This window comes from Pseudomonas sp. RHF3.3-3 (assembly GCF_048069595.1).
Classification (GTDB): Bacteria; Pseudomonadota; Gammaproteobacteria; order Pseudomonadales; family Pseudomonadaceae; genus Aquipseudomonas; species Aquipseudomonas fuscovaginae_B.
This window is the reverse complement of sequence record NZ_CP182250.1, coordinates 5,791,758-5,818,072: the sequence shown is the minus strand read 5'-3', so window position 1 is coordinate 5,818,072 and position 26,315 is coordinate 5,791,758. Positions and strand designations below refer to the sequence as shown.

Below are 26,315 nucleotides of genomic sequence, written 5' to 3'. Positions count from 1 at the left end.
GGGAGTGCCTCCTTAACGGGTGTCGGCTTTTCATGGGGCATGTCAGGGATGACGGATGGCGAGATTCGCTCAGGCAAAGTCGAGCTTCAATGTGGGAAAAGGCTTTAGGGATAGCTCCTACAGAGAAAAGGGAAGCGGCCTAATCGGCATTTTTCCTACTTTGCGTCATGAAAGAACCTTACAGGCATCGCGTTGCAGAGCCCGGGAATTGTCACCGGTTGGTGACATTCTCGTCAGCCTTCGTTACCTGTCGTCACCAGGCCGCTGGTTAGAATCCTCGGCACGACAGGCGCGCGACCTGCCCCTGAACAAGCTCCTGAATAACAAGAACGGTGAAGCGCATGACAGGCGACAGCCTTGAATTTTCGTTCGGCAGCTGGCTGAACGCACCTGCCCACAGTGCCTGGTTGATGGACGAAGGACGGCGCCTGCTGGCGTTCGCCAGGGCCGCCAGGCTCGATGAAGGATTTGGCAATCTCGACGGCCAGGGGCGCCTGCCGGCCCACGCCATGGCCGAGACCATGAATACCGCCCGCATGACCCACTGTTTTGCCATGGCCCATGTCCAGGGCATTCCCGGCTCCCTGCCGCTGGTCGAGCACGGTGTCGCCGCGCTCTGGGGGCCGCTGCGCGATGCGACCTTCGGTGGCTGGTACGCGGTACCGGAACATCGCGATGGCAACAGTGGCAAGGCCGCCTACCTGCATGCCTTCGTCGCGCTCGCCGCCAGTTCGGCGGTGGTCGCCGGCAGCCCGCAGGCCCCGGCCCTGCTGGCCGAGGCGATCCGGGTGATCGACACGCATTTCTGGAGTGAGGAGGAGGGCGCACTGCGCGAGTCCTTCGCCCGCGACTGGAGCAACGAGGAAGCCTATCGCGGCGCCAACAGCAACATGCACGGCACCGAGGCCTTCCTCGCCCTGGCCGACGTGACGGGCGACAGTCGCTGGCTGGACCGCGCCCTGCGGATCGTCGAGCGACTGATCCACCGGCAGGCGGCGGACAACGGTTTTGCGGTCATCGAACACTTCGACCGGCATTGGCAGCCGTTGCGCGAGTACAACCTGGACAATCCGGCGGACGGTTTCCGCCCCTACGGCACCACCCCGGGACACGCCTTCGAGTGGTCGCGGCTGCTGCTGCATCTTGAAGCGGCCCGCCGCGCAGCCGGGCTGGCAACCCCGGCCTGGCTGCTGGAGGACGCCCGTGGACTGTTCGCCGCCGCCTGTCGCCATGCCTGGGCGGCGGATGGCCGGCCGGGGGTGGTCTATACCCTGGACTGGGACAACCGCCCGGTGGTCAGCGAGCGCCTGCACTGGGTGCACTGCGAGGCCAGCGCGACCGCGGCGGCCCTGCTGCGGCGTACGGGAGAGCAGCAGTACGAAACCTGGTACCGACGTTTCTGGGACTTCAACGAGCTGCATTTCATCGACCGGCAGTATGGCAGCTGGCATCACGAACTGGACGATCACAACCGGCCCAGCGCGCGGATCTGGGGTGGCAAGCCCGATCTCTATCACGCCTACCAGGCACTCCTGTTACCCTGCCTGCCGTTGGCGCCAAGCCTGGCAAGCGCTCTGGCCCGGCACTTTGCGTCGAAAACCGCGGTCTGAGTCATGTAACCAGACGGTGACATTTGCGCGTCCCTTCGTTACCTGCGAGGGCACTCGCCTTTACTAGAATCCGATGCAGCGCAAGCACCAGACTTGCATGCATAACAACAAGAAAGGTACTTCAGATGAATTCGATTTCTCGCCTCGCCGCAATGATTTCCCTCGCCTCGTTGTTCCCCCTCAGTGCACTGGCTGCCGACTCCAAAGGGAGTGTGGAAGTGGTTCACTGGTGGACGTCCGGTGGGGAAAAAGCGGCTGTCGATGTGCTCAAGGCCCAGGTCGAAAAAGACGGCTTCACCTGGAAGGACGGGGCTGTCGCCGGCGGTGGCGGTGCCACGGCCATGACCGTGCTGAAAAGCCGTGCCGTAGCCGGCAACCCGCCTGGCGTCGCGCAGATCAAGGGGCCCGACATCCAGGAGTGGGCCTCCACCGGGCTGCTCGACACCGACGTCCTCAAGGACGTGGCCAAGGAAGAGAAGTGGGACAGCCTGCTCGACAAGAAAGTCTCCGATACCGTGAAGTACGACGGTGACTACGTCGCCGTGCCGGTGAACATCCACCGCGTCAACTGGCTGTGGATCAACCCCGAGGTCTTCAAGAAGGCCGGCATCGCCAAGGCGCCGACCACGCTCCAGGAGTTCTACGCAGCCGGCGACAAGCTCAAGGCGGCGGGTTTCATCCCATTGGCCCACGGTGGCCAGCCTTGGCAGGACAGCACCGTGTTCGAAGCGGTGGTGCTCTCGGTGATGGGGGTCGATGGCTACAAGAAAGCCCTGGTCGACCTGGACAACGCTGCCCTGACCGGTCCTGAAATGGTCAAGGCCCTGACCGAGCTGAAGAAAGTCGCGACCTACATGGACGTCGACGGCAAGGGCCAGGACTGGAACCTGGAAGCGGCCAAGGTCATCAACGGCAAGGCCGGCATGCAGATCATGGGTGACTGGGCCAAGAGCGAATGGACCGCGGCCAAGAAAGTCGCCGGCAAGGACTACGAGTGCGTAGCCTTCCCGGGTACCGACAAGGCCTTCACCTACAACATCGATTCCCTGGCGGTGTTCAAGCAGAAGGACAAGGGCACCGCGGCCGGCCAGCAGGACATCGCCAAGGTGGTGCTGGGCGAAAACTTCCAGAAGGTCTTCAGCATCAACAAGGGTTCGATCCCGGTGCGCAACGACATGCTGGGCGACATGGCCAAGTATGGCTTCGACTCCTGCGCGCAGACCGCTGCCAAGGACTTCCTGGCCGATGCCAAGACCGGCGGCCTGCAGCCGAGCATGGCGCACAACATGGCGACCACGCTGGCTGTTCAGGGCGCGTTCTTTGATGTGGTGACCAACTACATCAACGACCCGAAAGCCGACCCGGCCGACGCGGCGAAGAAGCTCGGCGCGGCGGTCAAGTCCGCCAAGTAACCCGTAGGCAAGCCCTCCCCGTAGGAGCGCGGCTTGCCCGCGAAAGCGGTCTGTCAGCCTGTTCATCCGTTGACTGATACACCGCTTTCGCGGGCAAGCCACGCTCCTACAGGGGGCGCTGAAGCAGTTCCTTTTTTCCTGTAGTGGATTTTCCCATGAGCTCTGTTGCTGTGTTCAGCAAGGCCTCGCCGTTCGATTTCCTGCAGCGCTGGCTACCCAAACTGGTGCTGGCGCCGAGCATGTTCATCGTGCTGGTGGGCTTCTACGGCTACATCCTGTGGACGTTCGTGCTGTCGTTCACCAACTCGACTTTCCTGCCGACCTACAAGTGGGTCGGCCTGGCGCAATACGCGCGGTTGTTCGACAACGACCGCTGGTGGGTGGCGAGCAAGAACCTGGCGCTGTTCGGCGGCCTGTTCATCGCCATCACCCTGGCGATCGGCGTGATGCTGGCGGTGTTCCTCGACCAGCGGATCCGTCGCGAAGGCTTCATCCGTACCATCTACCTGTACCCGATGGCGTTGTCGATGATCGTCACCGGTACCGCCTGGAAATGGCTGCTCAACCCGGGCATGGGCCTGGACAAGCTGCTGCGTGACTGGGGCTGGGAAGGCTTCCGCCTGGACTGGCTGATCGACCCCGATCGCGTCGTCTACTGCCTGGTGATCGCCGCGGTCTGGCAGGCCTCGGGCTTCATCATGGCGATGTTCCTCGCCGGCCTGCGTGGCGTCGACCAGTCGATCATCCGTGCCGCCCAGATCGATGGCGCGAGCATGCCGAAGATCTACTGGAAGGTGGTGCTGCCCAGCCTGCGTCCGGTGTTCTTCAGTGCGGTGATGATCCTGGCGCATATCGCGATCAAGAGCTTCGACCTGGTGGCGGCGATGACCGCGGGCGGTCCCGGCTACTCGTCCGACCTGCCGGCGATGTTCATGTACTCCTTCACCTTCAGTCGCGGCCAGATGGGCATGGGTTCGGCCAGTGCGATTCTGATGCTCGGTGCGATTCTCGCGATCATCGTGCCTTACCTGTACTCCGAGCTTAGGACCAAGCGTCATGACTAGTCTCACCGACAAACCTTCCATCAGCCTGAGCCGCATCGCCATCCACGCGGTCCTGATCATCGCCGTGCTGCTGTACCTGGTGCCGCTGGTGGTGATGCTGCTGACCAGCTTCAAGTCGCCGGACGACATCAGCACCGGCAACCTGCTGAGCTGGCCGACGGTGTTTACCGACATCGGCTGGATCAAGGCCTGGGCCACGGTCAACGGCTACTTCTGGAACTCGATCAAGATCACCGTTCCGGCGGTGCTGATCTCCACCGCCATCGGTGCGCTGAACGGCTACGTGCTGTCGATGTGGCGCTTTCGCGGTTCGCAGCTGTTCTTCGGGCTGCTGCTGTTCGGCTGCTTCCTGCCGTTCCAGACCGTGCTGCTGCCGGCCTCTTTCACCCTCGGCAAGATGGGCCTGGCCAGCACCACCACCGGCCTGGTGTTCGTGCACGTGGTCTATGGCCTGGCCTTCACCACGCTGTTCTTCCGCAACTACTACGTGAGCATCCCCGATGCGCTGGTCAAGGCGGCACGCCTGGATGGCGCGGGGTTCTTCACCATCTTCCGGCGGATCATCCTGCCGATGTCGACCCCGATCATCATGGTCTGCCTGATCTGGCAGTTCACCCAGATCTGGAACGACTTCCTGTTCGGCGTGGTGTTCTCCAGCGGTGATTCGCAACCGATCACCGTGGCGCTGAACAACCTGGTCAACACCAGCACCGGGGTCAAGGAATACAACGTGGACATGGCGGCGGCGATGATCGCCGGGCTGCCGACGCTGCTGGTCTATGTGGTCGCAGGCAAGTATTTCGTGCGCGGGCTGACGGCCGGCGCAGTCAAGGGGTAATCATGGCAACGCTCGAACTTCGCAACGTAAACAAGACCTATGGCGCCGGCCTGCCGGACACCCTGAAGAACATCGAACTGTCGATCAAGGACGGTGAGTTCCTGATCCTCGTCGGCCCTTCGGGTTGCGGCAAGTCGACCCTGATGAACTGCATCGCCGGCCTGGAGAACATCACCGGCGGCGCGATCATGATCGGCGACCAGGACGTCAGTGGCATGAGCCCCAAGGATCGCGACATCGCCATGGTGTTCCAGTCCTATGCGCTGTACCCGACCATGAGCGTGCGGGAAAACATCGAATTCGGCCTGAAGATCCGCAAGATGAGCCAGTCGGCCATCGACGAGGAAGTCGCCCGGGTCGCCAAGCTGCTGCAGATCGAACACCTGCTCAACCGCAAGCCGGGCCAGCTCTCCGGTGGACAGCAGCAGCGCGTGGCGATGGGCCGGGCGCTGGCGCGGCGGCCGAAGATCTACCTGTTCGACGAACCGCTGTCGAACCTCGATGCCAAGCTGCGGGTCGAGATGCGCACCGAAATGAAACTGATGCACCAGCGCCTGAAGACCACCACGGTCTACGTCACCCACGACCAGATCGAGGCGATGACCCTGGGCGACAAGGTGGCGGTGATGAAGGACGGCATCATCCAGCAGTTCGGTACGCCGAAAGAGATCTACAACGACCCGGCCAATCAGTTCGTCGCCAGCTTCATCGGTTCGCCGCCGATGAACTTCATTCCGCTGCGCCTGCAGCGCAAGGACGGTCGCCTGGTGGCGCTGCTCGACAGTGGCCAGGCGCGCTGCGAACTGCCGCTGAACACCAGCCAGGCCGGCCTTGAGGATCGTGAAGTGGTACTGGGCCTGCGCCCCGAGCAGATCCTGCTGGCCAATGGCGATGCCGATCTGCCGAACATCCGCGCCGAGGTACAGGTCACCGAGCCGACCGGCCCGGACACCCTGGTGTTCGTCACCCTCAACGACAGCAAGGTCTGCTGCCGCCTGGCGCCGGATGTGGCGCCGCAGGTGGGCGAGACCCTGACCCTGCAGTTCGACCCGGCCAAGGTGTTGCTGTTCGACGCCGCGACCGGCGAGCGCCTGGGCCAGGTGGTGCAGTCCCGGCCCCAGGCCAGTGGCGACAATGTGGCGCAATTCAAGGGCCGCTGAATTCAGGGCGGGCGGCTCGCCGCTCGTCGCGTTCGATGTAAACCACGTTCAATAAAGACTGTTAATAACAATAAAGACGAGGATGTAGGGATGAAAAAGAGGAACACCAACACCCGCTTGATCTGCCAGTTGTCAGCGGCGGCGGCCTTGGTCATGGCTGGCCATGCGGTGGCGGACGAGGCGTTCAGCGCCGACTCCAAGTGGATGACCGGCGACTGGGGGGGCGAACGTACCCGGCTCATCGAGCAGGGCATCGATATCAAGGCCGACTACGTCGGTGAAGTCGGTGGCAACCTGCATGGCGGCTACAACGACGACAAGACCGCACGTTACGCCGACCAGTTCGGCCTCGGCGTGGCGCTGGACCTGCAGAAACTGTGGGGCTGGGACAACACCCAGGCAAAGATCCAACTGACCAACCGCAACGGCTACAACATTTCCAATGACCGGGTCGGTGACCCGCGTGCCGGCACCCTCAGTTCCTCCCAGGAAGTCTACGGCCGTGGCCACATGGTCCGCCTGACCCAACTGTGGATCCAGCACCAGTTCCTCGACGGCAAGCTCGACGTCAAGGCCGGTTACTTCGGCGAAGGCGAAGACTTCAACACCTTCCCCTGCGACTTCCAGAACCTGACGTTCTGTGGCTCCCAGGTGGGCAACTGGGCAACCGGCATCTGGTACAACTGGCCGGTCAGCCAGGCGGCGCTGCGGGTCAAGTACCACATCACGCCTGAGCTGTATGCGCAGGTCGGCGCCTACAACCAGAACCCATCGCAGCTGGAGCATGGCAACGGCTTCAAGCTCAGCGGCAGCGGCACCAAGGGTACCGTGCTGCCGGTCGAACTGGTCTGGTCGCCGAAGCTGAACAGCCTGCCGGGCGAATACCGGGTCGGCTACTACAAGAGCACCGCGCCGGCCAATGACGTGCGCGAGGACGTCAATGGTGCCGATGCCGCAACCACCGGCAACGCCTATCGCGTTCACGACAGCAAGCACGGCTACTGGTTCGTTGCGCAGCAGCAGCTGACCAGCCACAACGGCGACGCCTCCCGTGGCCTGAACATCGCCGCCAACGCGACCTTCCACGACAAGGACACCAACGTCGTCGACAACTATCAGTCGCTGATGCTGGTGTACAAGGGGCCGTTCGATGCACGTCCCAAGGATGACATCGGCTTCGGCGTCGCCCGTATCCATGTCAACGACGACGTGAAGAAAAACGCCGAGCTGGCCAACGCCGCCATCGGTGTCAGCGACTATGACAACCCGCTGTACTCGCCACTGCGCGAAACCGAGTACAACTACGAGCTCAACTACGGCATCCATGTCACCAACTGGCTGACCGTACGGCCCAACCTGCAGTACATCACCCATCCGGGTGGTGTGGATCAAGTCGACAACGCCCTGGTGGCCGGCCTGAAAATTCAGTCGGTTTTCTGAGGCGTCGGCTGATAAGCTCTCTCTCTATGTGCGCATCTTGCGGATGGTCACCCGACCGTCCGCTTTTTTTTGCGCATCAGGACGCGTTGGCTTCACGACGATAGAGATTCCAGGATTCGCGGCACATGCACGAGCAACCGCTACAACGTTTCTTCAAATCCCGGCGCGAACAGCCGGTGTTCCAGTGGGAGCGCTTCCAACAGCGTGAAGTGCTGGTGATCGACCATCCGCTGTGCCAGGCGGTGTTCAGTCGCCAGGGGGCGCAGTTGCTGCACTTCCAGCCGCGCGGGCAGAAGCCCTGGTTGTGGTGTGCGGCGAAGTGGCCGCAGGTCGGGGCGATTCGCGGCGGGGTGCCGGTGTGCTGGCCGTGGTATGGCCGCCATCCGAGCGAAAATGCCTGGCCGTCCCATGGCTGGGCGCGGCTGATCGACTGGAAGTTGCTGGAGAGCAGTTCCGACGAACAGGGGGTCAGCCTGCACTGGCGCCTGCAACTGTGCGACTGGCAGGTGGATCTGCAGGCGCGCCTTGGCGAAAGCATGGAGCTGCGCCTGAGCACCGAGCACCAGGACAGCGAACCTTGCCAGTTGAGTCATGCCTTGCACGCCTATTGGCGTATTGGCGACGTGGGTGAGGTAGCGCTGTCTGGGCTCGATGGCGCCGAGGGATACGACCATCTGAGTCGCCAGGTCTGCCGGCAGCGCGGCGAGTTGCGGGTCGAGGGTGGCTGTCAGCGGGTGTTCCAGCACGAGGGCGAATTGCACCTCAAGGACCATGCCTGGCAGCGTGAGTTGTGCATCGATACCGGGGAGAGCGGCGATACCGTGGTCTGGCACCCGGGGCCGCGGCCGTTGCTCGGGGTGAGCTGGAACGAGGTGATGGGCTTCGTCTGTGTCGAAGCCGCCGGTGGCGGCACCGACAGCCTGTGCCTGGCCCCGGGGGAGCAGGCGCACCTGAGCCTGCAGGCACGCGCGCAGGCTGTCGGTTCACATCGTCAGTCGTACTCGTCGCCCACCGGGTAACGGCTGGCGTTGAGGCTTTCCTTGATCTTGCGCAGGTGTGGCTGGAAGTCCACGCCGCGGCGCAGGGTCATGCCGGTGGCCAGCACGTCGAGCACGGTCAACTGGACGATCCGCGAAGTCATCGGCATGTAGATGTCGGTGTCCTCCGGCAATGGGATGTTCAGGCTCAGGGTGCTGGCCTTGGCCAGGGGCGAGCCGGCAGCGGTCAGCCCCAGGACCGAGGCGCCGTTGGCCCGGGCGATGCGCGCCACTTCCACCAGTTCCCGGGTGCGGCCGGTGTAGGAGATGATCACGAACAGTTCGCCGGTATGGGCCACCGAAGCGATCATGCGTTGCATCAGTACGTCGGCGTGGGCCGTGACCGCAATGTTGAAACGGAAGAACTTGTGCAGGGCGTCCATGGCCACCGGTGCCGAAGCGCCGAGGCCGAAGAAGTGGATCTGCCGGGCCTGGGTCAACAGGTCGACGGCCCGGTTGACCTGCTCGGGGTCGAGCACCTTGCTGACGCTGTCGAGGGAGGCGATGGCGCTGGCGAAGATCTTCTGCGTGTAGGCCTCGGAATTGTCGTCGGCTTCCACCGCCCGGCTGACATAGGCCGCGCCGCTGGCCAGGCTCTGCGCCAGTTGCAGCTTGAGTTCCGGGTAGCCGCTGACGTCGAACGAACGACAGAAACGGTTGACCGTCGGTTCGCTGACCGATGCCGCCTGGGCAAGGGCGGCGATGCTGTAGCGGGTCGCCTGCTGCGGGTTGAGCAGGATGACTTCGGCGACCTTGCGCTCGGCCTTGTTCAGGTCTTCGAGGCGATTCTGGATCTGTTCCAGCAGATTTCGCACGCGGTCCATGTTGGTGTTCCTTGGTTCTGCAATGCATGGGAGAACGCGTTTTGGCAGTTCTCGGCGGTGGCCTATCCTACTGATGGCGCTTGTGGACCACCACTCGCAATCGTGATTTTGAAGAAATGTTGTGGTTATTACTACATTTTTTCCTTGAGTGATGCCTCGAAAAAAGGTATTTATCGTTTAACTTGATAAAAGAACAAACATCATGCCTTCGATAACGGTTGAACCGTGCACCTTTGCCTTGTTCGGCGCCCTGGGCGACCTCGCGCTGCGCAAGCTGTTTCCTGCCTTGTACCACCTGGATGGCGCCGGCCTGCTGCATGAGGACACGCGCATTCTCGCCCTGGCCCGTGAGCCGGGCAGCGTCGACGAGCACCTGGCGACCATCGCCAGCGAGCTGCGCGAGTTCGTCGAGGCGAAGGAGATCGATGAGGCGGTTGTCGAGCGTTTCCTCGGCCGCCTGAGCTACCTGCATGTGGACTTCCTCAAGCCCGACGACTATGTGGCCCTGGCCGATACCGTCGGGCGCAACGAACAGCTGATCGCCTATTTCGCCACGCCGGCCGCGGTGTATGGCGCGATCTGCGAGAACCTGGCGAAGGTCGGCCTGGCCGACAACACCCGGGTGGTGCTGGAGAAGCCGATCGGCTCGGACCTGGAGTCGTCGCGCAAGGTCAACGACGCGGTGGCGCAGTTCTTCCCGGAGAACCGCACCTATCGCATCGACCACTACCTGGGCAAGGAGACGGTGCAGAACCTGATCGCCCTGCGTTTCGCCAACAGCCTGTTCGAGACCCAGTGGAACCAGAACTACATTTCCCACGTGGAAATCACCGTGGCCGAGAAGGTCGGGATCGAAGGCCGCTGGGGCTACTTCGACAAGGCCGGGCAACTGCGCGACATGATCCAGAACCACCTGCTGCAGCTGCTGTGCCTGATCGCCATGGACCCGCCGGCCGACCTGTCCGCCGACAGTATCCGCGACGAGAAGGTCAAGGTGCTCAAGGCCCTGGCGCCGATCAGCCCGGAAGGGCTGACCACCCAGGTGGTGCGTGGCCAGTACATCGCCGGGCACAGCGAAGGCCGCTCCGTGCCGGGCTACCTGGAAGAAGAGAATTCCAACACCCAGAGCGACACCGAAACCTTCGTCGCCCTGCGCGCCGACATCCGCAACTGGCGCTGGGCCGGCGTGCCGTTCTACCTGCGGACCGGCAAGCGCATGCCGCAGAAGCTGTCGCAGATCGTCATCCACTTCAAGGAACCGTCGCACTACATCTTCGCACCCGAGCAGCGCCTGCAGATCAGCAACAAGCTGATCATCCGCCTGCAGCCGGACGAAGGCATTTCCCTGCGGGTGATGACCAAGGACCAGGGCCTGGACAAGGGCATGCAACTGCGCAGCGGGCCGCTGCAACTGAATTTCTCCGACACCTATCACAGTGCGCGGATTCCGGATGCCTACGAACGTCTGCTGCTGGAAGTGATGCACGGCAACCAGAACCTGTTTGTCCGCAAGGATGAAATCGAGGCCGCGTGGAAGTGGTGCGACCAGTTGATCGCCGGCTGGAAAAAATCCGGCGATGCGCCCAAGCCCTACGCCGCCGGGTCCTGGGGACCGATGAGCTCCATTGCACTGATCACGCGGGATGGGAGGTCGTGGTATGGCGATATCTGAACTGAAACTGCCCAAGGGCGTGGTCGGGCACGAGTTCCGCACGCCGGTGCTGTTGGCCGAAGGCCAGGCCCTGGCCGTGGCGCAACAATTGCGTACGGCGATTGCCGCCCGTGGCGTGGCAACCCTGGTGGTTTCCGGCGGGCGCAGCCCGGTGGCGTTTTTCCAGCACCTGGTCAAACAGGATCTGGACTGGAGCAAGGTGGTGATCAGCCTGGCGGACGAGCGCTGGGTACCGGTCGAGCACGCCGACAGCAATGCCGGGTTGCTCAAGCGTTATCTGCTGCAGGGTGCGGCGGCCAAGGCGCGCTTCATCGGCCTGTACAACGCCGCGGCCAACCTCGACGAAGCGGCGCAGCAGGCCGACCAGTTCCTCGCCGAACTGCCGGACATCGACGTGCTGGTGCTCGGCATGGGCGATGACGGCCACACCGCGTCGCTGTTCCCGGACAGCCCGAACCTGCAGGCCGCCTTGCAGGTGGACGGCAGCCGGCGGGTCTGGCCGATGCTGGCACCGACCGTGCCGCATCAGCGGCTGAGCATGAGCCGGGCCTTGCTGGCTTCGGCGACCTTTACCGTATTGGCGATTTCCGGTCAGTCGAAACTGACCACCCTGAATGCCGCCCTGGCCGGCGATGACCTCGCCGCCATGCCGGTTCGTGCGTTTCTGCAACCCCCCCTAGAGATTTACTGGTGCCCATGAGCCAAGGATCAGCCGCTATGACAAAAAATGCCCCGACCGTCTCCATGGCAGACAAGGTCGCCCTGATCGATCAGTTGTGCACCCGTGCGCGGATCCTGCCGGTCATCACCATCAACCGCGTGGCGGACGTGCTGCCACTGGCCGATGCCCTGGCCGCTGGTGGCCTGACCGCCCTGGAAGTGACCCTGCGCTCGCAGTTCGGCCTCAAGGCCATCGAGATCCTGCGTGAGCAGCGTCCGGAACTGGTGACCGGTGCCGGTACCGTGCTCGATCGCCAGATGCTGGCGGCAGCCGAGGCGGCGGGTTCGCAGTTCATCGTCACGCCGGGCATTACCCGTGATCTGCTGGAGGCTGGCGTCGACAGCCCGATCCCGCTGTTGCCGGGCATCAGCAGCGCCTCGGGGATCATGGAGGGCTACGCCCTGGGCTATCGCCGCTTCAAGCTGTTCCCGGCGGAAGTCAGCGGTGGCGTGGCAGCGATCAAGGCCCTGGGCGGGCCGTTTGGCGAAGTGAAATTCTGCCCGACCGGCGGTGTCGGTCCGGGCAACATCAAGAGCTACATGGCGCTGAAAAACGTCATGTGCGTCGGCGGCAGCTGGATGCTCGATCCGGAGTGGATCAAGAACGGTGACTGGGGCCGCATCCAGGAATGCACGGCCCAGGCCCTGGCGCTGCTGGACTGATTCACCCCTTACCGAATTCGTTGTGTGTTCTACGGCTTTACGGTGCGCTTGGTCGGCGCACCGTTTTTTTTTGCCTTGGGAAAGTGGCGGGGCTGTTCGCGGATGAGTCCGGCTCCCAGTGGCCAACCCGGTGTCGGGTGTACGCCGGTGGGCGCTGGACTCATCCGCGAACGGGCTTCACACCGACCCCAGGTCAGCCACTCAGTTCGGCCAGCGCCCTGATCAACTGACCCATCTCCTGCGGCGAAGTGGTAAAGCCCGGAGTAATCCGGATACAGGGCCCGCAAGCCGACCCGCTGCGCATCACGGTGAACAGGTTGTATTCCTTGAGCAACCGCTCGACCATCACCTGCTGGTTCGCCTGGCGGGTGAAGCGCAGCGAGGTGATCGCGCCATACAGTCGCGGATCGTCCGGGGTCAGCACCTCGATGCCGGGCAGCTGGCGTGCCTCGCTCACCCACAGGTCGCGCAGGTAGGCCAGGCGCGCACCCTTGGCCGCGGCGCCGCCGATTTCCCGATGCTCGGCGAGCACCGTCGGCAGGGTCATCAGTGCCGGAATGTTCGCTGTGCTGTGGGGCGTGCGCGAGCGTACGTCGGTGATGGGGAAGTGCGTTTCGCCCATGTCCGGGTCGATGTCGCCCAGGCGCTCGGGGGCGATGTAGAGCACCCCCAGGCTCAGTGGCGCGCCGATCCATTTCTGCAGGTTGAAGCCGGCGAACGCCACACCCAGTTCCTGCAGGTCGAAGTCGAGCTGCCCCAGGGCATGGGCGCCGTCGAGAATCACATCGACCCCATGCTCGGTGGCCGCTTCGACGATGGCCTTGACCGGCATCACCAGCCCGGTGCGGTGGGTGACATGGGTCAGCGCCATCAGCTTCAGGCGCGGGTAGCGGGCGAACGCCTCGCGATAGCTCGCGAGCAGGCTGTCGTAGCTGGCCGGATGCGTGTGCCCGATACGGACCACCTGCACGCCACGATGGCGCTCCAGCCAGTTCAGCGCGCCCTTGACCGTCTCGTATTCCAGGTCGCTGTACAGCACCTGGTCGCCTGGCTGCAGGCGGTTGTAGTTACGGATCAGCACCTGCAGGGAATCGGTGGCGTTCTGGCTGAAGGTGATCGCCTGTTCGCTGACGCCCATGAGCTCGGCCAGCTCGGCGCGAATCGCCGCGCCCCCGGTCCTGTCGAAATGCTGGCGGACATGCACCGAGTTGCTGCGGTTGATGAAGTCGATATTGCGCTGGTACTCCTCGACCACCCGGCGGGTCATGCGGCCGAAGTAGCCGTTCTCCAGGTTGATCGGGCCCGGCTCGACGTCGTAGCGCCGGGCCACTGCCTGCCAGAAGTGTTCGTCGCGGGCGTTGTCTTGATTCCTTGGCATGCGTGCACTTTCCTTCGGGGGCGGGTTTCAGTGACGGGGCTTGGGCTTGCCGTGTTTGGCGCGCAGCGGGTCGAGCAGGTCGCCGAGGCCGTTGTGGTCGATCTCGTGCATCAGCGCCAGCAGGCCCCCGAGTTCGCCGTGGGGAAAGCCTTCACGGGCGAACCAGTTCAGATAGGGGCCGGGCAGGTCGGCGAGGATGCGTCCCTTGTACTTGCCGAAGGGCATCTCGCGCGTGACCAGCAGTTCGAGTTTTTCAGGGTTCATGCGGGCTTGCCTCAGGTGTTCAAGCAATGGGAAAAATACCGGCATTCTGCATGCAGGCCAATTGACAGATCATGCAAATAGCAGTGATACAGATTTTTCGGATATTCGTAAGTTATTGAAAATAAAAGGTAAAAATCCAGCTTCAAGGCTGGCATGCGCTCTGCAATATACGACTCAACTTCCACCACCAGAAGGAATTGAGTCATGACCGACGTGAACAAAGAAGCCATTTCGATCCTCAACCACCTGATCGAGGTCAGCAAAGATGGCCAGGAAGGCTTCAAGACCTGTGCCGAGGATATCAAGCACCCTGAACTGAAGGCGCTGTTCGTCAAACGCTCCAGCGAATGTGCCGCCGCGGCGGCAGAGTTGCAGGCTGAAGTGCGCAAGCTGGGCGGCGACCCGGAAACCACCACCAGCCTTTCCGGTGACCTGCACCGGCGCTGGGTCGATGTGAAGGCGCTGTTCACCGGCAAGGGTGAGGAAGCGGTGCTCAACGAGGCCGAGCGCGGTGAGGACCATGCCAAGAAGGCCTATCGCGAGGCGCTGGAGAAGCTGGTCAAGCACAACATGCTGGGGCTGCGTGATCTGGTCGATCGCCAGTACCAGGGCGTGTTGCGTAACCATGACCAGGTCAAGGCGCTGCGCAACATCGCTCGCGCGAGCTGAGTGTCTGCCTGAATGAAAAACGCCGGCTCAGCCGGCGTTTTTTCATGGGTTCCCGGTAACGTTGAAGCGCTGTGGGCCGACCCTGGTATTCGCGGGCGGCCCGCGAAGGGGCCGGTCAGACGCCGCCGATGGTGATCGGTGGCGGGCTGGTCAGGGTTACGGTCTGCTGTTTACGCGGCGCCAGGATCTCCGCCTCCCCGTCCACCACCAGCTCATCGCGCTGGTTGAACACGCGGGTGGCGATACGCACGCGGAACTTCGGCAGCTTCTCGAGGATTTCCAGGCGTACGGTCAGGGTGTCGCCGATTTTCACCGGCTTCTGGAAGCTCATCTGCTGTCCCAGGTAGATGGTGCCCGGCCCGGGCAGTTCGCAGGCGACCGCCGCGCTGATCAGCGCGCCGCTGAACATGCCGTGGGCGATGCGCTCCTTGAACATGCTGGCGGCGGCGAACTCGGCGTCCAGATGCACCGGGTTGTGGTCGCCGGACATCGCGGCGAACAGCTGGATATCACGTTCTTCCACGGTCTTGCTGTAGCTGGCGGTCTGGCCGACTTCGAGTGCCTCGTAAGGCGTGTTGGTCACCTGGGTCATCTGATACCTGTCCTGTGAAGAGATTCTTAAAATCAAACCATTGATTTTAAACGTTGGAAATTATTCGGCATGCCCCGGCCGACGATGCGCCAGGGTCTGTTCCAGCCACTGCAGCACGTCGGCGGTCACTTCGTCGCGGTTGGTTTCATTGAACAGTTCATGCCGCGCCTGTGGGTAGACGCTCAATTGCAGGTTCTGGCTACCTGCACTGCGCAATGCATCGGCAAGATCCTTCAGGCGCCTGCCTTCGCTCACCGGGTCATGTTCGCCGCCGATCACCAGCAAGGGCAGGCCGGGATCGATCTGCGCCAGGTTGCTGGCCTTGCTGATCTGCTGCAGGCCACCCAGCATGTCGATCCACATCTGGTTGGTGCAACGGAAGCCACAGAGCGGGTCGGCGACGTACTTGTCGACCTCCTCCGGGTCGCGGCTGAGCCAGTCGAAGGCCGTGCGATTGGGCTTGAAGGCCTTGTTGAAGGAGCCGAACGACAGCCAGTCGATCAATGCGCTGCGGCCGGTCGGTCCCTGGCGCCAGCGTTCGAAACGGGCGATGGCGCGGGCGGCGCGATAGAGCGCCACGGGCTGGAAGTTCGAGCCGCTGAGGATCGCCCCCTGCAGGCTGGCGCTGTGGTGCAGCAGGTAGGCCTGGGCAATATAGCTGCCCATGCTGTGGCCGAGCAGGATGATCGGCTTGCCCGGATACTCTTCGCCGATGCGCTGGTTGAGGCTGGCCAGGTCACTGACCACGGTACTCCAGCCATCCCGGTCGGCGTAGTGTCCGAGCACGCCCTGTTCGGCGGTTTTGCCATGCCCGCGCTGGTCGGGGGCATACAGGCCATACCCGGCCTCGCACAGCGCTTGGGCCAGGCGTGCATAACGCCCGCTGTGCTCGGCCATGCCATGGGACAGCATCACCAGCGCCACGGGCTCGCCCTGGGGCAGCCAACGATTGACGTAGAGGCGGCTGTGGTCACTCACGCTCAGCCAGAAAGTGTCATGGATCATGGCGGTTCCTTTGCACGGGACGAAACGGGGCAGGTGATGGAATACACAGTCGCCCCATTGTATAGCGCATCCTCGGTCAGGAAGCAGACCAAGCTGCACATTGGCGGCAAGATTCATGATGTTAATGAGTGTGTCCGGCATATTTGCCTGATTCCCCATTGCTGCTACCGTCCGCTAAGCAGCGCTTTTTCGCTTTGGCGAAGCGACTCCGGATAGGCTCAGGCAAGAGGACAAGAACAATGCAACCTGATTTCTGGAATGACAAACGCCCGGCCGGCGTACCCCTGGACATTGACGTGGGGGCCTTCAGGTCGGTGGTCGAGGTTTTCGAGCGTTCCTGCAAGAAATTCGCCGATCGCCCGGCCTTCAGCAGCATGGGCGTGACCCTCACCTACGCCGAGCTGGAGCGCTACAGCGCGGCCTTTGCCGGTTACCTGCAAGCCAACACCGACTTGCGTCCGGGCGACCGCATCGCGGTCCAGTTGCCCAACGTCCTGCATTACCCGATCGCCGTGTTCGGCGCCATGCGCGCCGGGCTGATCGTGGTCAATACCAATCCGCTGTACACCGTGCGCGAGATGCGCCACCAGTTCAAGGACTCCGGTGCCCGTGCACTGGTCTACCTGAACCTGTTCGGTGCGCGGGTCCAGGAAGTGCTGCCCGATACCGGCATCGAGTTCCTCATCGAGGCGAAGATGGGCGACCTGATGTCGCCGGCCAAGGGCTGGCTGACCAACCTGGTGGTCGACAAGGTCAAGAAGCTGGTGCCGCCCTACCAGTTGCCCCAGGCCATCTCGTTCAAGAGCGCCTTGCACATGGGCCGCGGCCAGAGCATCCGGCCGCTTCAGGTCGGCCTCGACGATATCGCGGTGTTGCAGTACACCGGCGGCACCACGGGCCTGGCCAAGGGCGCGATGCTCACCCACGGCAACCTGGTGGCGAACATGCAGCAGGCGCGGGCCTGCATGTCCCAGACGGGCACCGACGGCCATCCGCTGCTCAAGGAAGGCCAGGAGGTGATCATTGCGCCGCTGCCGCTGTACCACATCTATGCCTTCACCGCGAACTGCATGTGCATGATGGTCACCGGCAACCACAACGTGCTGATCGGCAATCCGCGGGACATCGGCGGCTTCGTCAAGGAGCTGAAGAAGTGGCGATTTTCCGCATTGCTGGGGCTCAACACGCTGTTCGTCGCGCTGATGGAGCATCCGGAGTTCAAGAACCTGGATTTCTCCGCACTCAAGCTCACCAATTCCGGCGGCACCGCACTGGTCAAGGCCACTGCCGAGCGTTGGCAGAAGGCCACGGGCTGCCGCATCACCGAGGGCTACGGGCTCACCGAAACCTCACCAGTGGCCTGCACCAACCCCTATGGCGAGCTTGGCCGCCTGGGCACGGTCGGCCTGCCGCTGCCGGGCACGGCGCTGAAGGTCATCGATGACAACGGTGTCGAGCAACCGCTGGGGCAGCCTGGCGAGCTGTGCATCAAGGGCCCGCAGGTGATGAAGGGTTACTGGCAGCAGCCACAGGCGACGGCCGAGGTGCTCGATGACGAGGGCTGGTTCAAGACCGGCGATATTGCGGTGATCGACCCGGATGGGTTTGTCCGCATCGTCGACCGCAAGAAGGACATGATCATCGTCTCCGGTTTCAACGTGTACCCCAATGAAATCGAGGACGTGGTGATGGCTCACCCGAAAGTCGCCAACTGCGCGGTGATCGGCGTACCGGACGAGCGTTCCGGCGAGGCGGTGAAGCTGTTCGTGGTGGCGCGGGAGGCCGGGGTCAGCGTCGAGGAGCTCAAGGCATACTGCAAGGAGAACTTCACCGGCTACAAGGTACCCAAGCACATCGTGCTGCGTGATTCGTTGCCGATGACGCCGGTGGGCAAGATTCTGCGGCGGGAGTTGCGCGATATCGCCTAGCGGGAAACAGCGGCGGTCTTGCGGGCCCATTCGCGGGCAAGCCACGCTCCTACAGTTCAGGGTCATCCATCAATGGAACGTACGACATTGAACTGTAGGAGCGCGGCTTGCCCGCGAAGCTTTTTTGCTCCTGAAAACCCCGCTCTAGAGCGGAAAATCAGAAGAATAGAATTTTTGCTCTAAAATGACTGATTGGTATTCTTGAGTCATGTTTATGACTGTAGGGGCCATGTTTGGCTCTAGTCGACCCTCGGCAAAGCTGCTACTCTCGGCGCGCTTTGTGACTTCTCGGCGTAGGTTAGGCTGTGTACGAAATTGCTTGAAACGCAGGTTAGGCAAGGCAAAAAGCGGCGAGGAACGCCCGGGGTCGCGCCCGACTTGACTGGTTGTCAATGAGCATTCCGAGCCGGTTTCTAACGCAGCATAACCAAGTTTCAAACGATTTCGTACATAGCCTAAAGCCAGATCACTCAATAACAAACATAGACAAATAATAATCGCATCAAATGCGGTGCTGAATTCGCGTTGCTGAGGAGTGGGCTTCCATGATCGAAGACTTTTGGAAGGATAAGTACCCAGCGGGGATTGCTGCCGAAATCAATCCCGATGAGTACCCGAATGTTCAGACGGTATTGAAACAGTCTTGCCAACGATTCGCCAGCAAGCCGGCCTTTAGCAACCTCGGCAAGACGCTCACCTATGGCGAGCTGTACGAGCTGTCCGGGGCTTTTGCCGCCTACCTGCAACAGCACACGGACCTGCAGCCGGGCGACCGCATCGCCCTGCAGTTGCCGAACCTGCTGCAATATCCGATCGCCGTATTCGGTGCCATTCGCGCCGGCCTGATCGTGGTCAACACCAACCCGCTGTACACCGCGCGGGAAATGGAACACCAGTTCAACGACTCCGGCGCCAAGGCCCTGGTGTGCCTGGCAAACATGGCGCACCTGGCCGAGGCGGTGGTGCCCAAGACCGGCGTACGGCATGTGATCATTACCGAAGTGGCCGACATGCTGTCACCGCTCAAGCGTCTGCTGATCAACAGCGTCGTCAAGTACGTGAAGAAGATGGTGCCGGCCTATCACCTGCCCAAGGCTGTCAGGTTCAACGACGTGCTGAGCAAGGGCCTGGGCCAGCCGGTCAAGGAAGCTAACCCGGCGAGCAGCGACGTGGCCGTGTTGCAGTACACCGGTGGTACCACCGGCGTGGCCAAGGGAGCGATGCTGACCCACCGCAACCTGGTCTCGAACATGCTGCAGTGCAGGGCACTGATGGGTTCGGAGCTCAAGGAAGGCTGCGAGATCGTCATCACGCCGTTGCCGCTGTATCACATCTACGCCTTCACCTTTCACTGCATGGCGGTGATGCTGCTGGGCAACCACAACATCCTGATCACCAACCCGCGCGACCTGCCGGCGATGGTCAAGGAACTGTCGAAGTGGAAGTTCAGCGCCTTTGTCGGCCTCAACACCCTGTTCGTTTCGCTGTGCAACAACGAGGCGTTCCGCAAGCTGGACTTCTCCGCGCTCAAGGTCACCCTGTCCGGTGGCATGGCGTTGCAACTGGCGGCGTCCGAGCGTTGGAAGGCGGTGACCGGCTGCTCCATCTGCGAAGGCTACGGCATGACCGAGACCAGCCCGGTGGCCTCGGTGAACCCGAGCCAGAAGATCCAGCAGGGCACCATCGGCATCCCGATGCCGTCGACCCTGTGCAAGGTGGTCGACGACGCCGGCGTCGAGCTGCCGCTGGGTGAGGTCGGGGAGCTGTGCATCAAGGGCCCGCAGGTGATGAAGGGCTACTGGCAGCGCCAGGATGCCACCGACGAGATCCTCGACAGCGAAGGCTGGCTGAAGACCGGCGACATCGCGATCATCCAGCCGGATGGCTACATGCGGATCGTCGACCGCAAGAAGGACATGATCCTGGTGTCGGGCTTCAACGTCTATCCGAACGAGCTGGAAGACGTGCTGGCGACCCTGCCGGGCGTGCTGCAATGCGCGGCCATCGGCGTGCCGGACGAGAAATCGGGCGAAGTGATCAAGATCTTCATCGTCGCCAAGCCGGGCGTGACCCTGACCAAGGACCAGGTGATGGAGCACATGCGCGCCAATGTCACCGGCTACAAGGTGCCCAGGTTCGTCGAGTTCCGCGATGCCCTGCCGACCACCAACGTCGGCAAGATACTGCGCCGCGAACTGCGTGACGAGGAACTGAAGAAGCTCGGTCTGAAGAAGACCGCCTGAGGCCCAGGCCAAAAAAATACAAAGCCCCGCATTGCGGGGCTTTGTCGTTTGCAGCGGTCGGTTTACTGCTGGAACTGCGCAAAACTCACGCCGGTACCGTTCGGTCGCACGTCCTGGAGGAAGGCGTCCTTGTCCGCGCTCAGTTCCAGGCTCACGGTTGGCTTGCGCTTGCCGGCATTGCGCACCACCAGGCCTTCAAGCTTCTCGCGCAGGAACACTGTCGGTACCTTCAGGTGCAGCAACTGGTCGGTGCTGGGCGTGTGCAGCAGCAGATGCACCCATTCGTACTGGCCGATAGCCAGGCGCCCCAGCGGGATGTCGAACCACCAGATGTTCCGGTTGCGGCTCAGTTCGGTGAAGTGGCAATTGTTCGTGCCCAACACCGCACCGCCCAGTTCCTGGTTCCTGCGGGCAATAGCCTGCTTTTTATCGAGTTTCATCACTTTCCTACCGTTATCGATCTTCAGCGCCGGAGCCTGAATCTGCCGCCTATTCTCGGGGGTTGGCGGACAAACATAAAGGTAAACCTGACTGCTCTGATGAAAGAACCGACGAAAAAAATGAAACTCCTGGCGAAAGCCTCGGGTCAACCTTGTGTAGCGACACTGATACCCCGCATTTCCCCATGGAGAAATATCATGAGCAGCACTGGCGATAAGATCAAAGGCACAGCGAACGAAGCGGTTGGTAACGTCAAGCAAGGCATCGGCAAGGCCACCGACAATGATCGGCTGCGGGCCGAAGGCAAGGCCCAGGAGTTGAAGGGCCAGGCCCAGAAGGCCAAGGGCAACGTCAAGGAAACGATCAAGAAGGGCATCGACCGGGCCTGAAGTCCTGACCGATGAGTGACCGAGCGGCCATCCCAGGATGGCCGTTCTGCTGTTCCGGCAGGCTGGTGTCAAATCCGGAAATTGTTTACCGCTTGCCAACTGCGCTACCGTGAGTGAAAAACCGCCCTTGAGTCGCCTGCTGACTGACTCCGTGATTGCGGCGAAAGGAGACGCTATGATTTTTCCGGACTTGCGTGGTCTGCCCCTGCATCGCGTGCTGATACGCACGGTCCAGGAGTTCGTCGACGACGAGATGTCGACCTATGCTTCGGCACTGGCCTATCAGATGCTGTTTTCGCTGTTCCCCTTCCTGCTGTTCCTGATCGCCCTGATCGGTTTCCTGCACCTGCCGGACTTCTTCAGCTGGTTGCGCATGCAATCGGAACTGGTGTTGCCGCCCCAGGCGCTGGACCAGGTCAACCCGGTGATCGACCAGTTGCAGCAATCCAAGGGGGGCCTGTTGTCGGTGGGTATCGTCATCGCCCTGTGGACCGCCTCGGCAGGTGTACGGTTGATGATGAGCGCGATGAATGCCGCCTACGACGTGAACGAAGGCCGGCCTATCTGGAAGCGCCTGCCGTTGTCGGTCTTCTATACCGTGGGCATCGCCGGCATGTTGCTGGCGGCCGCCGCGCTGATGGTCCTCGGGCCGCAGGTGATGAGCTGGCTGGCCGGGCAGATCGGCATGGAGGAGTTCGTCGTGACCCTCTGGACCGTCCTGCGCTGGCCGGTGATCGTGCTGCTGCTGATGTTCGCCGTGGCGTTGATGTACTACGTGATGCCGGACGTGAAGCAGAAGTTCGTGTTCATCACCCCCGGCTCGGTACTGGCGGTGGTGGTATGGATCATCGCCTCGCTGGGCTTCGGCTACTACGTGAAAACCTTTGCCGACTACAACGCGATGTATGGCAGTATCGGTGCGATCATCGTGTTGCTGCTGTACTTCTACATCTCGGCGGCAGTGTTGCTGTTGGGGGCGGAAATGAATGCGGTGATCGAGCACATGTCGGCCGAAGGCAAGAATCCCGGCGAGAAGGATTTTCATGAACAGGCCGATCGGACGACGGTGCTCGGCCACGTGCATGAGCACTCCCCCAAACCGACTACTGACGAAAGCTGATCATGATCCGTGAAATCCTGAAAATGGGCGATCCGCGCCTGTTGCGTGTAGCGCCGCCGGTTCCCCCGGAAATGTTCGACAGCGCCGAGCTGTGGCAACTGATCGACGACATGTTCCAGACCATGGAGCACGTCGGCGGAGTCGGCTTGGCCGCGCCGCAGATCGGGGTCGACCTGCAACTGGTGATCTTCGGTTTCGAGCACAGCGAGCGTTACCCGGACGCCGAGGCGGTGCCGCAGACGATCCTGATCAATCCGCTGATCACCCCGCTGGGGCCGGAAGTGGAAGAAGGCTGGGAAGGCTGCCTGTCGGTGCCGGGCCTGCGCGGCGCGGTGGACCGTTACCGGCGTATCCGCTACGAAGGCTTCACCCCCAAGGGCGAGCCGCTGGTGCGGGTCGCCGAGGGCTTTCATGCGCGGGTGGTGCAGCACGAGTGCGATCACCTGATCGGCCGCCTGTATCCGTCGCGGATCACCGACTTCAGCAAGTTCGGGTTTACCCAGGTGCTGTTCCCCGAGCTCGACCCGGCTGCCGACGACTGAGTGGCTGACCGGCCACTAGCGGGCCGCCACCTTGTCCGGTTTGACGAAGCGCAGGGTCAGGCGGTCCGATTCACCGATGGCCTGGTATCTGGCCTTGTCCTGTTCACCCAGGCGTAGGGTAGGAGGCAGGGTCCAGACACCGTCGGGATAATCCTTGGTGTCCCTGGGGTTGGCGTTGATCTCGCTTTGCCCATCCAGCACGAACCCGGCATCGCTCGCCAGTTTCACCACGTAGGCGGTAGGCAGGTAGCCGCTGCGCTTGATGCTTTCCAGATCCGCGCCATCCTTCGCGCGATGGTCCACCACCCCCAGCACGCCACCCGGCTTGAGCACCTGGAAGAAGGCCGAGAACATCGCCGGCGCGTCATCGGCCATGACCCAGTTGTGCACGTTGCGGAAGGTCAGTACCCGGTCGGCCGAGTTCGGCTTGCCGAGCACCGGCGCCTGGGGATCGAACTCGACGAGGCTGGCCCGCACGTATTGGCTCGGATCCCTGGCGAACTTCTGCTTCAGGCTGTCGGCCGAGCGTCTGGCGTATTCGCTGCTCGACGGCGCCTGCACGGCGGCGATGTACTGGCCCTGGCCGCGCAGCAGCGGCGCGAGCACTTCGCTGTACCAGCCGCCGCCGGGGGTGATTTCGATCACCGTCTGGTTGGCCTGCAGACCAAAGAACTGCAAGGTCTGGCGGGGATGGCGATAGACATCGCGCACGCTGTTTTCCGGCGCACGCCAGCTGCCCGCCAGGACCTTGGCATATTGGGCATCGGTGATGGTCGTGTCGGTGCTTGCCGCCTGGCCGAGAGCGGGAGCGAGCAGGGCGGTGAGGGATAAGGCCACGAGGGTACGGTTCATGATCATCCTGTCAGGAACGGGTGGAAACCGAGGCTATCACGGGGTTACCGGCGGCTGATCACACATTTTCCGCAGTCGAGCTAACCGATGGTTCTATACCCAGGGCAATCAGCGGCTTGCTGCGCGAGTAGCGGGCCAGTCGGTCGGCGAGGGCCTGGGGCAGTTGGCGGGTGGGGCTGAAACCGAGTTTCCCGTAGAAGTCGCGCAGGTCCGGATGGCAGAACAGCCAGGTGCGGCCGGTGAGTGTGGCCAGGGCATGGGCGACCAGTTGCCCGGCGATGCCCTGGCCGCGCCGTTGTGGGTCGACGAACAGGCCGGTCAGCCAGAAACCGTCGGCGACTGCGGTCAGCGAAAGCCCGGCGATGATTCCACCGTCGCGGGCCACCCACAGTTGCCCTTCGCCGTTGGCGCGCATGGAGGAACCATGGGCCCGGTAGAACTTGTCGAGCAGAGGGCGCAGCGAGGGGGATAGTAGGGCGTAGTCGAGGTTTGGCATGGGGCTTGTCGGTTGAGGCGGAAAGCCGATTATAGGGGCAGGGGCGGACATCTCCCGGTCACTTCGGGTTCTAAGCTGATAACCAATCGATCTGCAAGATTTTGCCGGCTCGTCGCACACCAGCAGATGAAGCCGAAGTGTGTCCTTCGGCCTGTCTCATGCGAAGCCGATCGATGCCCAACTACCTCGACCCCGTTCACCGCGAAGAAATTCTCTCTCTGTCGCGCTCCTTCACCGGCCGTAGCGAATGGCCGACCTGGTTGCTGCTGGCGCTTGTCTACGGCGGCTGGTTCGCCGTCGTACTCGGCAGTGCCCGGTTGGGCCTGTGGCCGAGCACTGCCTTGCTGATTGTCCTGGTTACGCTCTGGCTGTCGCTGCAGCATGAATTGCTGCACGGCCATCCGACCCGTCGGGACTGGTTGAACAAGCTGCTGGGCTACGCACCGTTTGCCGTCTGGTATCCCTACACCCTCTACCGCGACAGCCACCTGCTCCACCATCGCGATGAAGACCTGACCCTGCCGGGTATCGACCCGGAGAGCCGTTACCTGCGCCAGCAGGACTGGCAACGCTGCTCGCTGTTCGAGCGGAGCCTGTTCCGGCTGAACAAGACGGTCCTTGGTCGGCTGCTGATCGGCGCCCCGCTGGCCCTGTTCGACCTGCTGCGCGAAGAGGGCCGGCGCTTGCGCCAGGGCGAGCGCAAGGCCTGGCTGATGTGGTCGACCCATGGCCTGCTGACGCTGCTGATGCTGGCCTTCGTCGTCCGCTACAGCATCATTGCGGCCTGGCACTACCTGCTGCTGATCAGCATCCCGGCATTGTCGCTGGCGATGGTGCGTTCCTACCATGAACATCGGCCCCATGCCGCTCCCGAGCAGCGCACGGTGATCAACGAGGCCGGCTGGCCCTGGAGCTGGCTGTTCCTGCACAACAACCTGCACCTGCTGCACCATGATCTACCCGGGCTGCCCTGGTATTTCCTGCCGCGGGTCTACCGGGCCCGGCGCGAACAGTGGCTGGCGCGCAGCGGTGGCTTTCTGGTGAAAGGCTATGGCGAACTGCTGCGCCAGCATGGGCTGAAAGCCATCGACAGCCCGCAACATCCGTTCGCCTGAGGAGGCCCCATGACCGCTGGTTACGCCGAACTGCTGATGTACGTGGCTCCGGAGGCCGTGCAACAGGCCAACGAACAATGGCTCGGGCGCATTCTCGACAAGCTCGGGGCGAGTCGCCGCCCGGTTGGCGGTTTGGACCTCATGGCGCTGTGGCTGGCACCGGACCTGCTGCTGACCCAGACCTGCGGTTACCCGCTGATGACCCGGCTACGCGGCCAGGTGAGTGTCGTCGGTCGCCCGCATTACCGGTTGCCGGATGCGGCCGACGGTCAGCATTGCAGCCTCCTGCTGGCTCGTGCGGACAATCCGCGCTCGGCGTTGGCGGAGTTTTTCGGCAGCCGTGGGGTGATCAATGACGATGGCTCCAACAGCGGCATGAACCTGTTGCGCCATAGCCTGGCGGCGCTGCACAGGGATGGGCGCTTCTTCGCCAGTGTCGGGCGCAGCGGCGCCCACCGCGAAAGCCTGCGCTGGCTGCGGGAAGACCTGGCTGACCTGGCCGCGGTGGACAGCGTGACCTTCGCCTATCTGGCCCGCTTCGCCCCGCAGGAGGTCTCCGGCTTGCGGGTGGTGGCGCGCAGTGCGTTGAGTCCCTGCCTGCCGTACATCGGCGTGGCGGGGTTGGCAGAGGAGGAGGTGGTGCGGATTCGCGAAGCGATGAACCAGGCGTTGCGGGAACTGCCCGAGGTTGGCGAGGTGCTGGGGTTGCGCGAAGTGTTGCCGGCCTGCGAGGCGGACTACCAGGTGTTGCTCGACTATCGCGATGAGGCTGAGCGTTCGGGGTTTCGCCTGGACCTTCCCGAGCAGGGCGGTGTGAGCGTTCGCGGATGAACCGGAGCGC

The 26,315-nt window shown here is 62.7% G+C and carries 26 protein-coding genes; 18 read left to right on the top strand and 8 right to left on the bottom strand.

What is annotated here, in order from left to right; genetic code table 11:
- Positions 1 to 341 precede the first annotated feature (341 nt).
- The 7 genes from ACMGT0_RS25485 (at position 342) to ACMGT0_RS25455 (ending at position 8,543) form a co-directional block, all read left to right on the top strand.
- Positions 342 to 1,610, top strand: coding sequence for an AGE family epimerase/isomerase (locus ACMGT0_RS25485; RefSeq protein WP_416770309.1), 1,269 nt, complete (start codon positions 342 to 344; stop codon positions 1,608 to 1,610).
- 125 nt (positions 1,611 to 1,735) lie between these two features.
- Positions 1,736 to 3,022, top strand: a complete 1,287-nt coding sequence (locus tag ACMGT0_RS25480; protein ID WP_054057567.1) for an ABC transporter substrate-binding protein — start codon at positions 1,736 to 1,738, stop codon at positions 3,020 to 3,022.
- Positions 3,023 to 3,177: 155 nt separating this feature from the next.
- Positions 3,178 to 4,086 carry a carbohydrate ABC transporter permease gene (locus ACMGT0_RS25475; protein WP_026145004.1) on the top strand — a complete coding sequence of 303 codons (909 nt, stop codon included), beginning with the start codon at positions 3,178 to 3,180 and terminating at the stop codon, positions 4,084 to 4,086.
- Positions 4,079 to 4,924: a carbohydrate ABC transporter permease gene (locus ACMGT0_RS25470; protein WP_054057566.1), complete on the top strand. Its 846-nt coding sequence runs from the start codon at positions 4,079 to 4,081 to the stop codon at positions 4,922 to 4,924. Before ACMGT0_RS25475 ends, ACMGT0_RS25470 begins: the two co-directional genes overlap by 8 nt.
- Before the next feature lie 2 nt (positions 4,925 to 4,926).
- Positions 4,927 to 6,084, top strand: a complete 1,158-nt coding sequence (locus ACMGT0_RS25465; RefSeq protein ID WP_054057565.1) for an ABC transporter ATP-binding protein — start codon at positions 4,927 to 4,929, stop codon at positions 6,082 to 6,084.
- Between the two features lie 90 nt (positions 6,085 to 6,174).
- A complete protein-coding gene (locus ACMGT0_RS25460; protein WP_416770306.1) occupies positions 6,175 to 7,524 on the top strand; it encodes a carbohydrate porin in 1,350 nt (449 codons plus the stop codon).
- A 125-nt stretch (positions 7,525 to 7,649) separates the two neighbouring features.
- Positions 7,650 to 8,543, top strand: coding sequence for a D-hexose-6-phosphate mutarotase (locus ACMGT0_RS25455; protein ID WP_054057563.1), 894 nt, complete (start codon positions 7,650 to 7,652; stop codon positions 8,541 to 8,543).
- Here ACMGT0_RS25455 and ACMGT0_RS25450 read toward each other — a convergent pair.
- Positions 8,516 to 9,376, bottom strand: coding sequence for a MurR/RpiR family transcriptional regulator (locus ACMGT0_RS25450; protein ID WP_192842675.1), 861 nt, complete (start codon positions 9,374 to 9,376; stop codon positions 8,516 to 8,518). The genes ACMGT0_RS25455 and ACMGT0_RS25450 overlap by 28 nt on opposite strands.
- Positions 9,377 to 9,587: 211 nt before the next feature.
- Between ACMGT0_RS25450 and zwf the strand changes: the two genes are divergently transcribed.
- Genes zwf through ACMGT0_RS25435 form a run of 3 tightly spaced genes read left to right on the top strand, consistent with a single transcriptional unit; the run spans position 9,588 to position 12,440 of the window.
- Positions 9,588 to 11,057, top strand: coding sequence for a glucose-6-phosphate dehydrogenase (gene zwf / locus ACMGT0_RS25445; RefSeq protein WP_054057561.1), 1,470 nt, complete (start codon positions 9,588 to 9,590; stop codon positions 11,055 to 11,057).
- Complete coding sequence (pgl, locus tag ACMGT0_RS25440) at positions 11,044 to 11,757, top strand: 6-phosphogluconolactonase (RefSeq protein ID WP_054061619.1); 714 nt, start codon at positions 11,044 to 11,046, stop codon at positions 11,755 to 11,757. Before zwf ends, pgl begins: the two co-directional genes overlap by 14 nt.
- A gap of 17 nt (positions 11,758 to 11,774) precedes the next feature.
- Positions 11,775 to 12,440 carry a bifunctional 4-hydroxy-2-oxoglutarate aldolase/2-dehydro-3-deoxy-phosphogluconate aldolase gene (locus ACMGT0_RS25435; RefSeq protein WP_054057559.1) on the top strand — a complete coding sequence of 222 codons (666 nt, stop codon included), beginning with the start codon at positions 11,775 to 11,777 and terminating at the stop codon, positions 12,438 to 12,440.
- 193 nt (positions 12,441 to 12,633) lie between these two features.
- Here the strand turns inward: ACMGT0_RS25435 and ACMGT0_RS25430 are convergent, their stop codons facing one another.
- Both ACMGT0_RS25430 and ACMGT0_RS25425 read right to left on the bottom strand, forming a co-directional pair.
- The gene (locus tag ACMGT0_RS25430) at positions 12,634 to 13,818 is read right to left on the bottom strand and encodes an aminotransferase class V-fold PLP-dependent enzyme (RefSeq protein WP_054057558.1); all 1,185 of its coding nucleotides are present in this window, start codon (positions 13,816 to 13,818) and stop codon (positions 12,634 to 12,636) included.
- A 27-nt stretch (positions 13,819 to 13,845) separates the two neighbouring features.
- Complete coding sequence (locus ACMGT0_RS25425) at positions 13,846 to 14,082, bottom strand: DUF3820 family protein (protein WP_054057557.1); 237 nt, start codon at positions 14,080 to 14,082, stop codon at positions 13,846 to 13,848.
- Positions 14,083 to 14,286: 204 nt separating this feature from the next.
- Here ACMGT0_RS25425 and ACMGT0_RS25420 point away from each other — a divergent pair, with 204 nt between their 5' ends.
- Positions 14,287 to 14,751 (top strand): PA2169 family four-helix-bundle protein, encoded by a 465-nt coding sequence (locus tag ACMGT0_RS25420; protein ID WP_054057556.1) that lies wholly within the window; start codon positions 14,287 to 14,289, stop codon positions 14,749 to 14,751.
- Between the two features lie 115 nt (positions 14,752 to 14,866).
- Here ACMGT0_RS25420 and ACMGT0_RS25415 read toward each other — a convergent pair whose 3' ends face one another.
- Both ACMGT0_RS25415 and ACMGT0_RS25410 read right to left on the bottom strand, forming a co-directional pair.
- The gene (locus ACMGT0_RS25415) at positions 14,867 to 15,343 is read right to left on the bottom strand and encodes a MaoC family dehydratase (RefSeq protein WP_017905299.1); all 477 of its coding nucleotides are present in this window, start codon (positions 15,341 to 15,343) and stop codon (positions 14,867 to 14,869) included.
- Between the two features lie 60 nt (positions 15,344 to 15,403).
- On the bottom strand, positions 15,404 to 16,348 hold the full coding sequence (locus ACMGT0_RS25410; RefSeq protein ID WP_416770300.1) for a lysophospholipase: 945 nt from the start codon (positions 16,346 to 16,348) through the stop codon (positions 15,404 to 15,406).
- Positions 16,349 to 16,587: 239 nt separating this feature from the next.
- On the opposite strand from ACMGT0_RS25410, the gene fadD2 reads away from it, so the two are divergent.
- Together fadD2 and fadD1 are read left to right on the top strand one after the other, a co-directional pair.
- Positions 16,588 to 18,276 carry a long-chain-fatty-acid--CoA ligase FadD2 gene (gene fadD2 / locus ACMGT0_RS25405; RefSeq protein WP_054057554.1) on the top strand — a complete coding sequence of 563 codons (1,689 nt, stop codon included), beginning with the start codon at positions 16,588 to 16,590 and terminating at the stop codon, positions 18,274 to 18,276.
- 545 nt (positions 18,277 to 18,821) lie between these two features.
- Entirely contained in the window at positions 18,822 to 20,519 is a 1,698-nt protein-coding gene (gene fadD1, locus ACMGT0_RS25400) for a long-chain-fatty-acid--CoA ligase FadD1 (RefSeq protein WP_273820297.1), read from the top strand.
- Between the two features lie 62 nt (positions 20,520 to 20,581).
- Here fadD1 and ACMGT0_RS25395 read toward each other — a convergent pair whose 3' ends face one another.
- The gene (locus ACMGT0_RS25395; protein WP_054057552.1) at positions 20,582 to 20,959 is read right to left on the bottom strand and encodes a hypothetical protein; all 378 of its coding nucleotides are present in this window, start codon (positions 20,957 to 20,959) and stop codon (positions 20,582 to 20,584) included.
- 198 nt (positions 20,960 to 21,157) lie between these two features.
- Here ACMGT0_RS25395 and ACMGT0_RS25390 point away from each other — a divergent pair, with 198 nt between their 5' ends.
- The 3 genes from ACMGT0_RS25390 to def all read left to right on the top strand — a co-directional run bounded on the left by ACMGT0_RS25390 (position 21,158) and on the right by def (position 23,011).
- Entirely contained in the window at positions 21,158 to 21,349 is a 192-nt protein-coding gene (locus ACMGT0_RS25390) for a CsbD family protein (RefSeq protein ID WP_054057551.1), read from the top strand.
- A gap of 175 nt (positions 21,350 to 21,524) precedes the next feature.
- The gene (locus tag ACMGT0_RS25385; RefSeq protein WP_273820301.1) at positions 21,525 to 22,469 is read left to right on the top strand and encodes a YihY/virulence factor BrkB family protein; all 945 of its coding nucleotides are present in this window, start codon (positions 21,525 to 21,527) and stop codon (positions 22,467 to 22,469) included.
- A gap of 2 nt (positions 22,470 to 22,471) precedes the next feature.
- Positions 22,472 to 23,011 carry a peptide deformylase gene (gene def / locus ACMGT0_RS25380; RefSeq protein ID WP_054061614.1) on the top strand — a complete coding sequence of 180 codons (540 nt, stop codon included), beginning with the start codon at positions 22,472 to 22,474 and terminating at the stop codon, positions 23,009 to 23,011.
- Positions 23,012 to 23,026: 15 nt separating this feature from the next.
- Here def and ACMGT0_RS25375 read toward each other — a convergent pair whose 3' ends face one another.
- A complete protein-coding gene (locus ACMGT0_RS25375) occupies positions 23,027 to 23,863 on the bottom strand; it encodes a class I SAM-dependent methyltransferase (RefSeq protein WP_054057548.1) in 837 nt (278 codons plus the stop codon).
- A gap of 58 nt (positions 23,864 to 23,921) precedes the next feature.
- The gene (locus tag ACMGT0_RS25370; RefSeq protein ID WP_054057547.1) at positions 23,922 to 24,359 is read right to left on the bottom strand and encodes a GNAT family N-acetyltransferase; all 438 of its coding nucleotides are present in this window, start codon (positions 24,357 to 24,359) and stop codon (positions 23,922 to 23,924) included.
- Between the two features lie 173 nt (positions 24,360 to 24,532).
- On the opposite strand from ACMGT0_RS25370, the gene ACMGT0_RS25365 reads away from it, so the two are divergent.
- Positions 24,533 to 25,474 (top strand): fatty acid desaturase, encoded by a 942-nt coding sequence (locus ACMGT0_RS25365; RefSeq protein WP_416770296.1) that lies wholly within the window; start codon positions 24,533 to 24,535, stop codon positions 25,472 to 25,474.
- A gap of 9 nt (positions 25,475 to 25,483) precedes the next feature.
- Positions 25,484 to 26,305 (top strand): phosphate/phosphite/phosphonate ABC transporter substrate-binding protein, encoded by an 822-nt coding sequence (locus ACMGT0_RS25360; protein ID WP_416770295.1) that lies wholly within the window; start codon positions 25,484 to 25,486, stop codon positions 26,303 to 26,305.
- Positions 26,306 to 26,315: the final 10 nt, after the last annotated feature.

Bases quoted from the DNA above. Each gene is read 5' to 3' on its own strand.
- ACMGT0_RS25485 (WP_416770309.1), top strand. From the start codon at position 342: ATGACAGGCGACAGCCTTGAATTTTCGTTCGGCAGCTGGCTGAACGCA.
- ACMGT0_RS25390 (WP_054057551.1), top strand. From the start codon at position 21,158: ATGAGCAGCACTGGCGATAAGATCAAAGGCACAGCGAACGAAGCGGTT.
- ACMGT0_RS25465 (WP_054057565.1), top strand. From the start codon at position 4,927: ATGGCAACGCTCGAACTTCGCAACGTAAACAAGACCTATGGCGCCGGC.
- ACMGT0_RS25460 (WP_416770306.1), top strand. From the start codon at position 6,175: ATGAAAAAGAGGAACACCAACACCCGCTTGATCTGCCAGTTGTCAGCG.
- ACMGT0_RS25410 (WP_416770300.1), bottom strand. From the start codon at position 16,348: ATGATCCATGACACTTTCTGGCTGAGCGTGAGTGACCACAGCCGCCTC.
- ACMGT0_RS25375 (WP_054057548.1), bottom strand. From the start codon at position 23,863: ATGAACCGTACCCTCGTGGCCTTATCCCTCACCGCCCTGCTCGCTCCC.
- ACMGT0_RS25365 (WP_416770296.1), top strand. From the start codon at position 24,533: ATGCCCAACTACCTCGACCCCGTTCACCGCGAAGAAATTCTCTCTCTG.
- ACMGT0_RS25385 (WP_273820301.1), top strand. From the start codon at position 21,525: ATGATTTTTCCGGACTTGCGTGGTCTGCCCCTGCATCGCGTGCTGATA.
- ACMGT0_RS25420 (WP_054057556.1), top strand. From the start codon at position 14,287: ATGACCGACGTGAACAAAGAAGCCATTTCGATCCTCAACCACCTGATC.
- ACMGT0_RS25360 (WP_416770295.1), top strand. From the start codon at position 25,484: ATGACCGCTGGTTACGCCGAACTGCTGATGTACGTGGCTCCGGAGGCC.
- ACMGT0_RS25430 (WP_054057558.1), bottom strand. From the start codon at position 13,818: ATGCCAAGGAATCAAGACAACGCCCGCGACGAACACTTCTGGCAGGCA.
- zwf (WP_054057561.1), top strand. From the start codon at position 9,588: ATGCCTTCGATAACGGTTGAACCGTGCACCTTTGCCTTGTTCGGCGCC.
- ACMGT0_RS25425 (WP_054057557.1), bottom strand. From the start codon at position 14,082: ATGAACCCTGAAAAACTCGAACTGCTGGTCACGCGCGAGATGCCCTTC.
- ACMGT0_RS25480 (WP_054057567.1), top strand. From the start codon at position 1,736: ATGAATTCGATTTCTCGCCTCGCCGCAATGATTTCCCTCGCCTCGTTG.
- ACMGT0_RS25470 (WP_054057566.1), top strand. From the start codon at position 4,079: ATGACTAGTCTCACCGACAAACCTTCCATCAGCCTGAGCCGCATCGCC.
- fadD1 (WP_273820297.1), top strand. From the start codon at position 18,822: ATGATCGAAGACTTTTGGAAGGATAAGTACCCAGCGGGGATTGCTGCC.
- ACMGT0_RS25455 (WP_054057563.1), top strand. From the start codon at position 7,650: ATGCACGAGCAACCGCTACAACGTTTCTTCAAATCCCGGCGCGAACAG.
- ACMGT0_RS25395 (WP_054057552.1), bottom strand. From the start codon at position 20,959: ATGAAACTCGATAAAAAGCAGGCTATTGCCCGCAGGAACCAGGAACTG.
- pgl (WP_054061619.1), top strand. From the start codon at position 11,044: ATGGCGATATCTGAACTGAAACTGCCCAAGGGCGTGGTCGGGCACGAG.
- ACMGT0_RS25475 (WP_026145004.1), top strand. From the start codon at position 3,178: ATGAGCTCTGTTGCTGTGTTCAGCAAGGCCTCGCCGTTCGATTTCCTG.
- ACMGT0_RS25415 (WP_017905299.1), bottom strand. From the start codon at position 15,343: ATGACCCAGGTGACCAACACGCCTTACGAGGCACTCGAAGTCGGCCAG.
- fadD2 (WP_054057554.1), top strand. From the start codon at position 16,588: ATGCAACCTGATTTCTGGAATGACAAACGCCCGGCCGGCGTACCCCTG.
- ACMGT0_RS25435 (WP_054057559.1), top strand. From the start codon at position 11,775: ATGACAAAAAATGCCCCGACCGTCTCCATGGCAGACAAGGTCGCCCTG.
- ACMGT0_RS25370 (WP_054057547.1), bottom strand. From the start codon at position 24,359: ATGCCAAACCTCGACTACGCCCTACTATCCCCCTCGCTGCGCCCTCTG.
- def (WP_054061614.1), top strand. From the start codon at position 22,472: ATGATCCGTGAAATCCTGAAAATGGGCGATCCGCGCCTGTTGCGTGTA.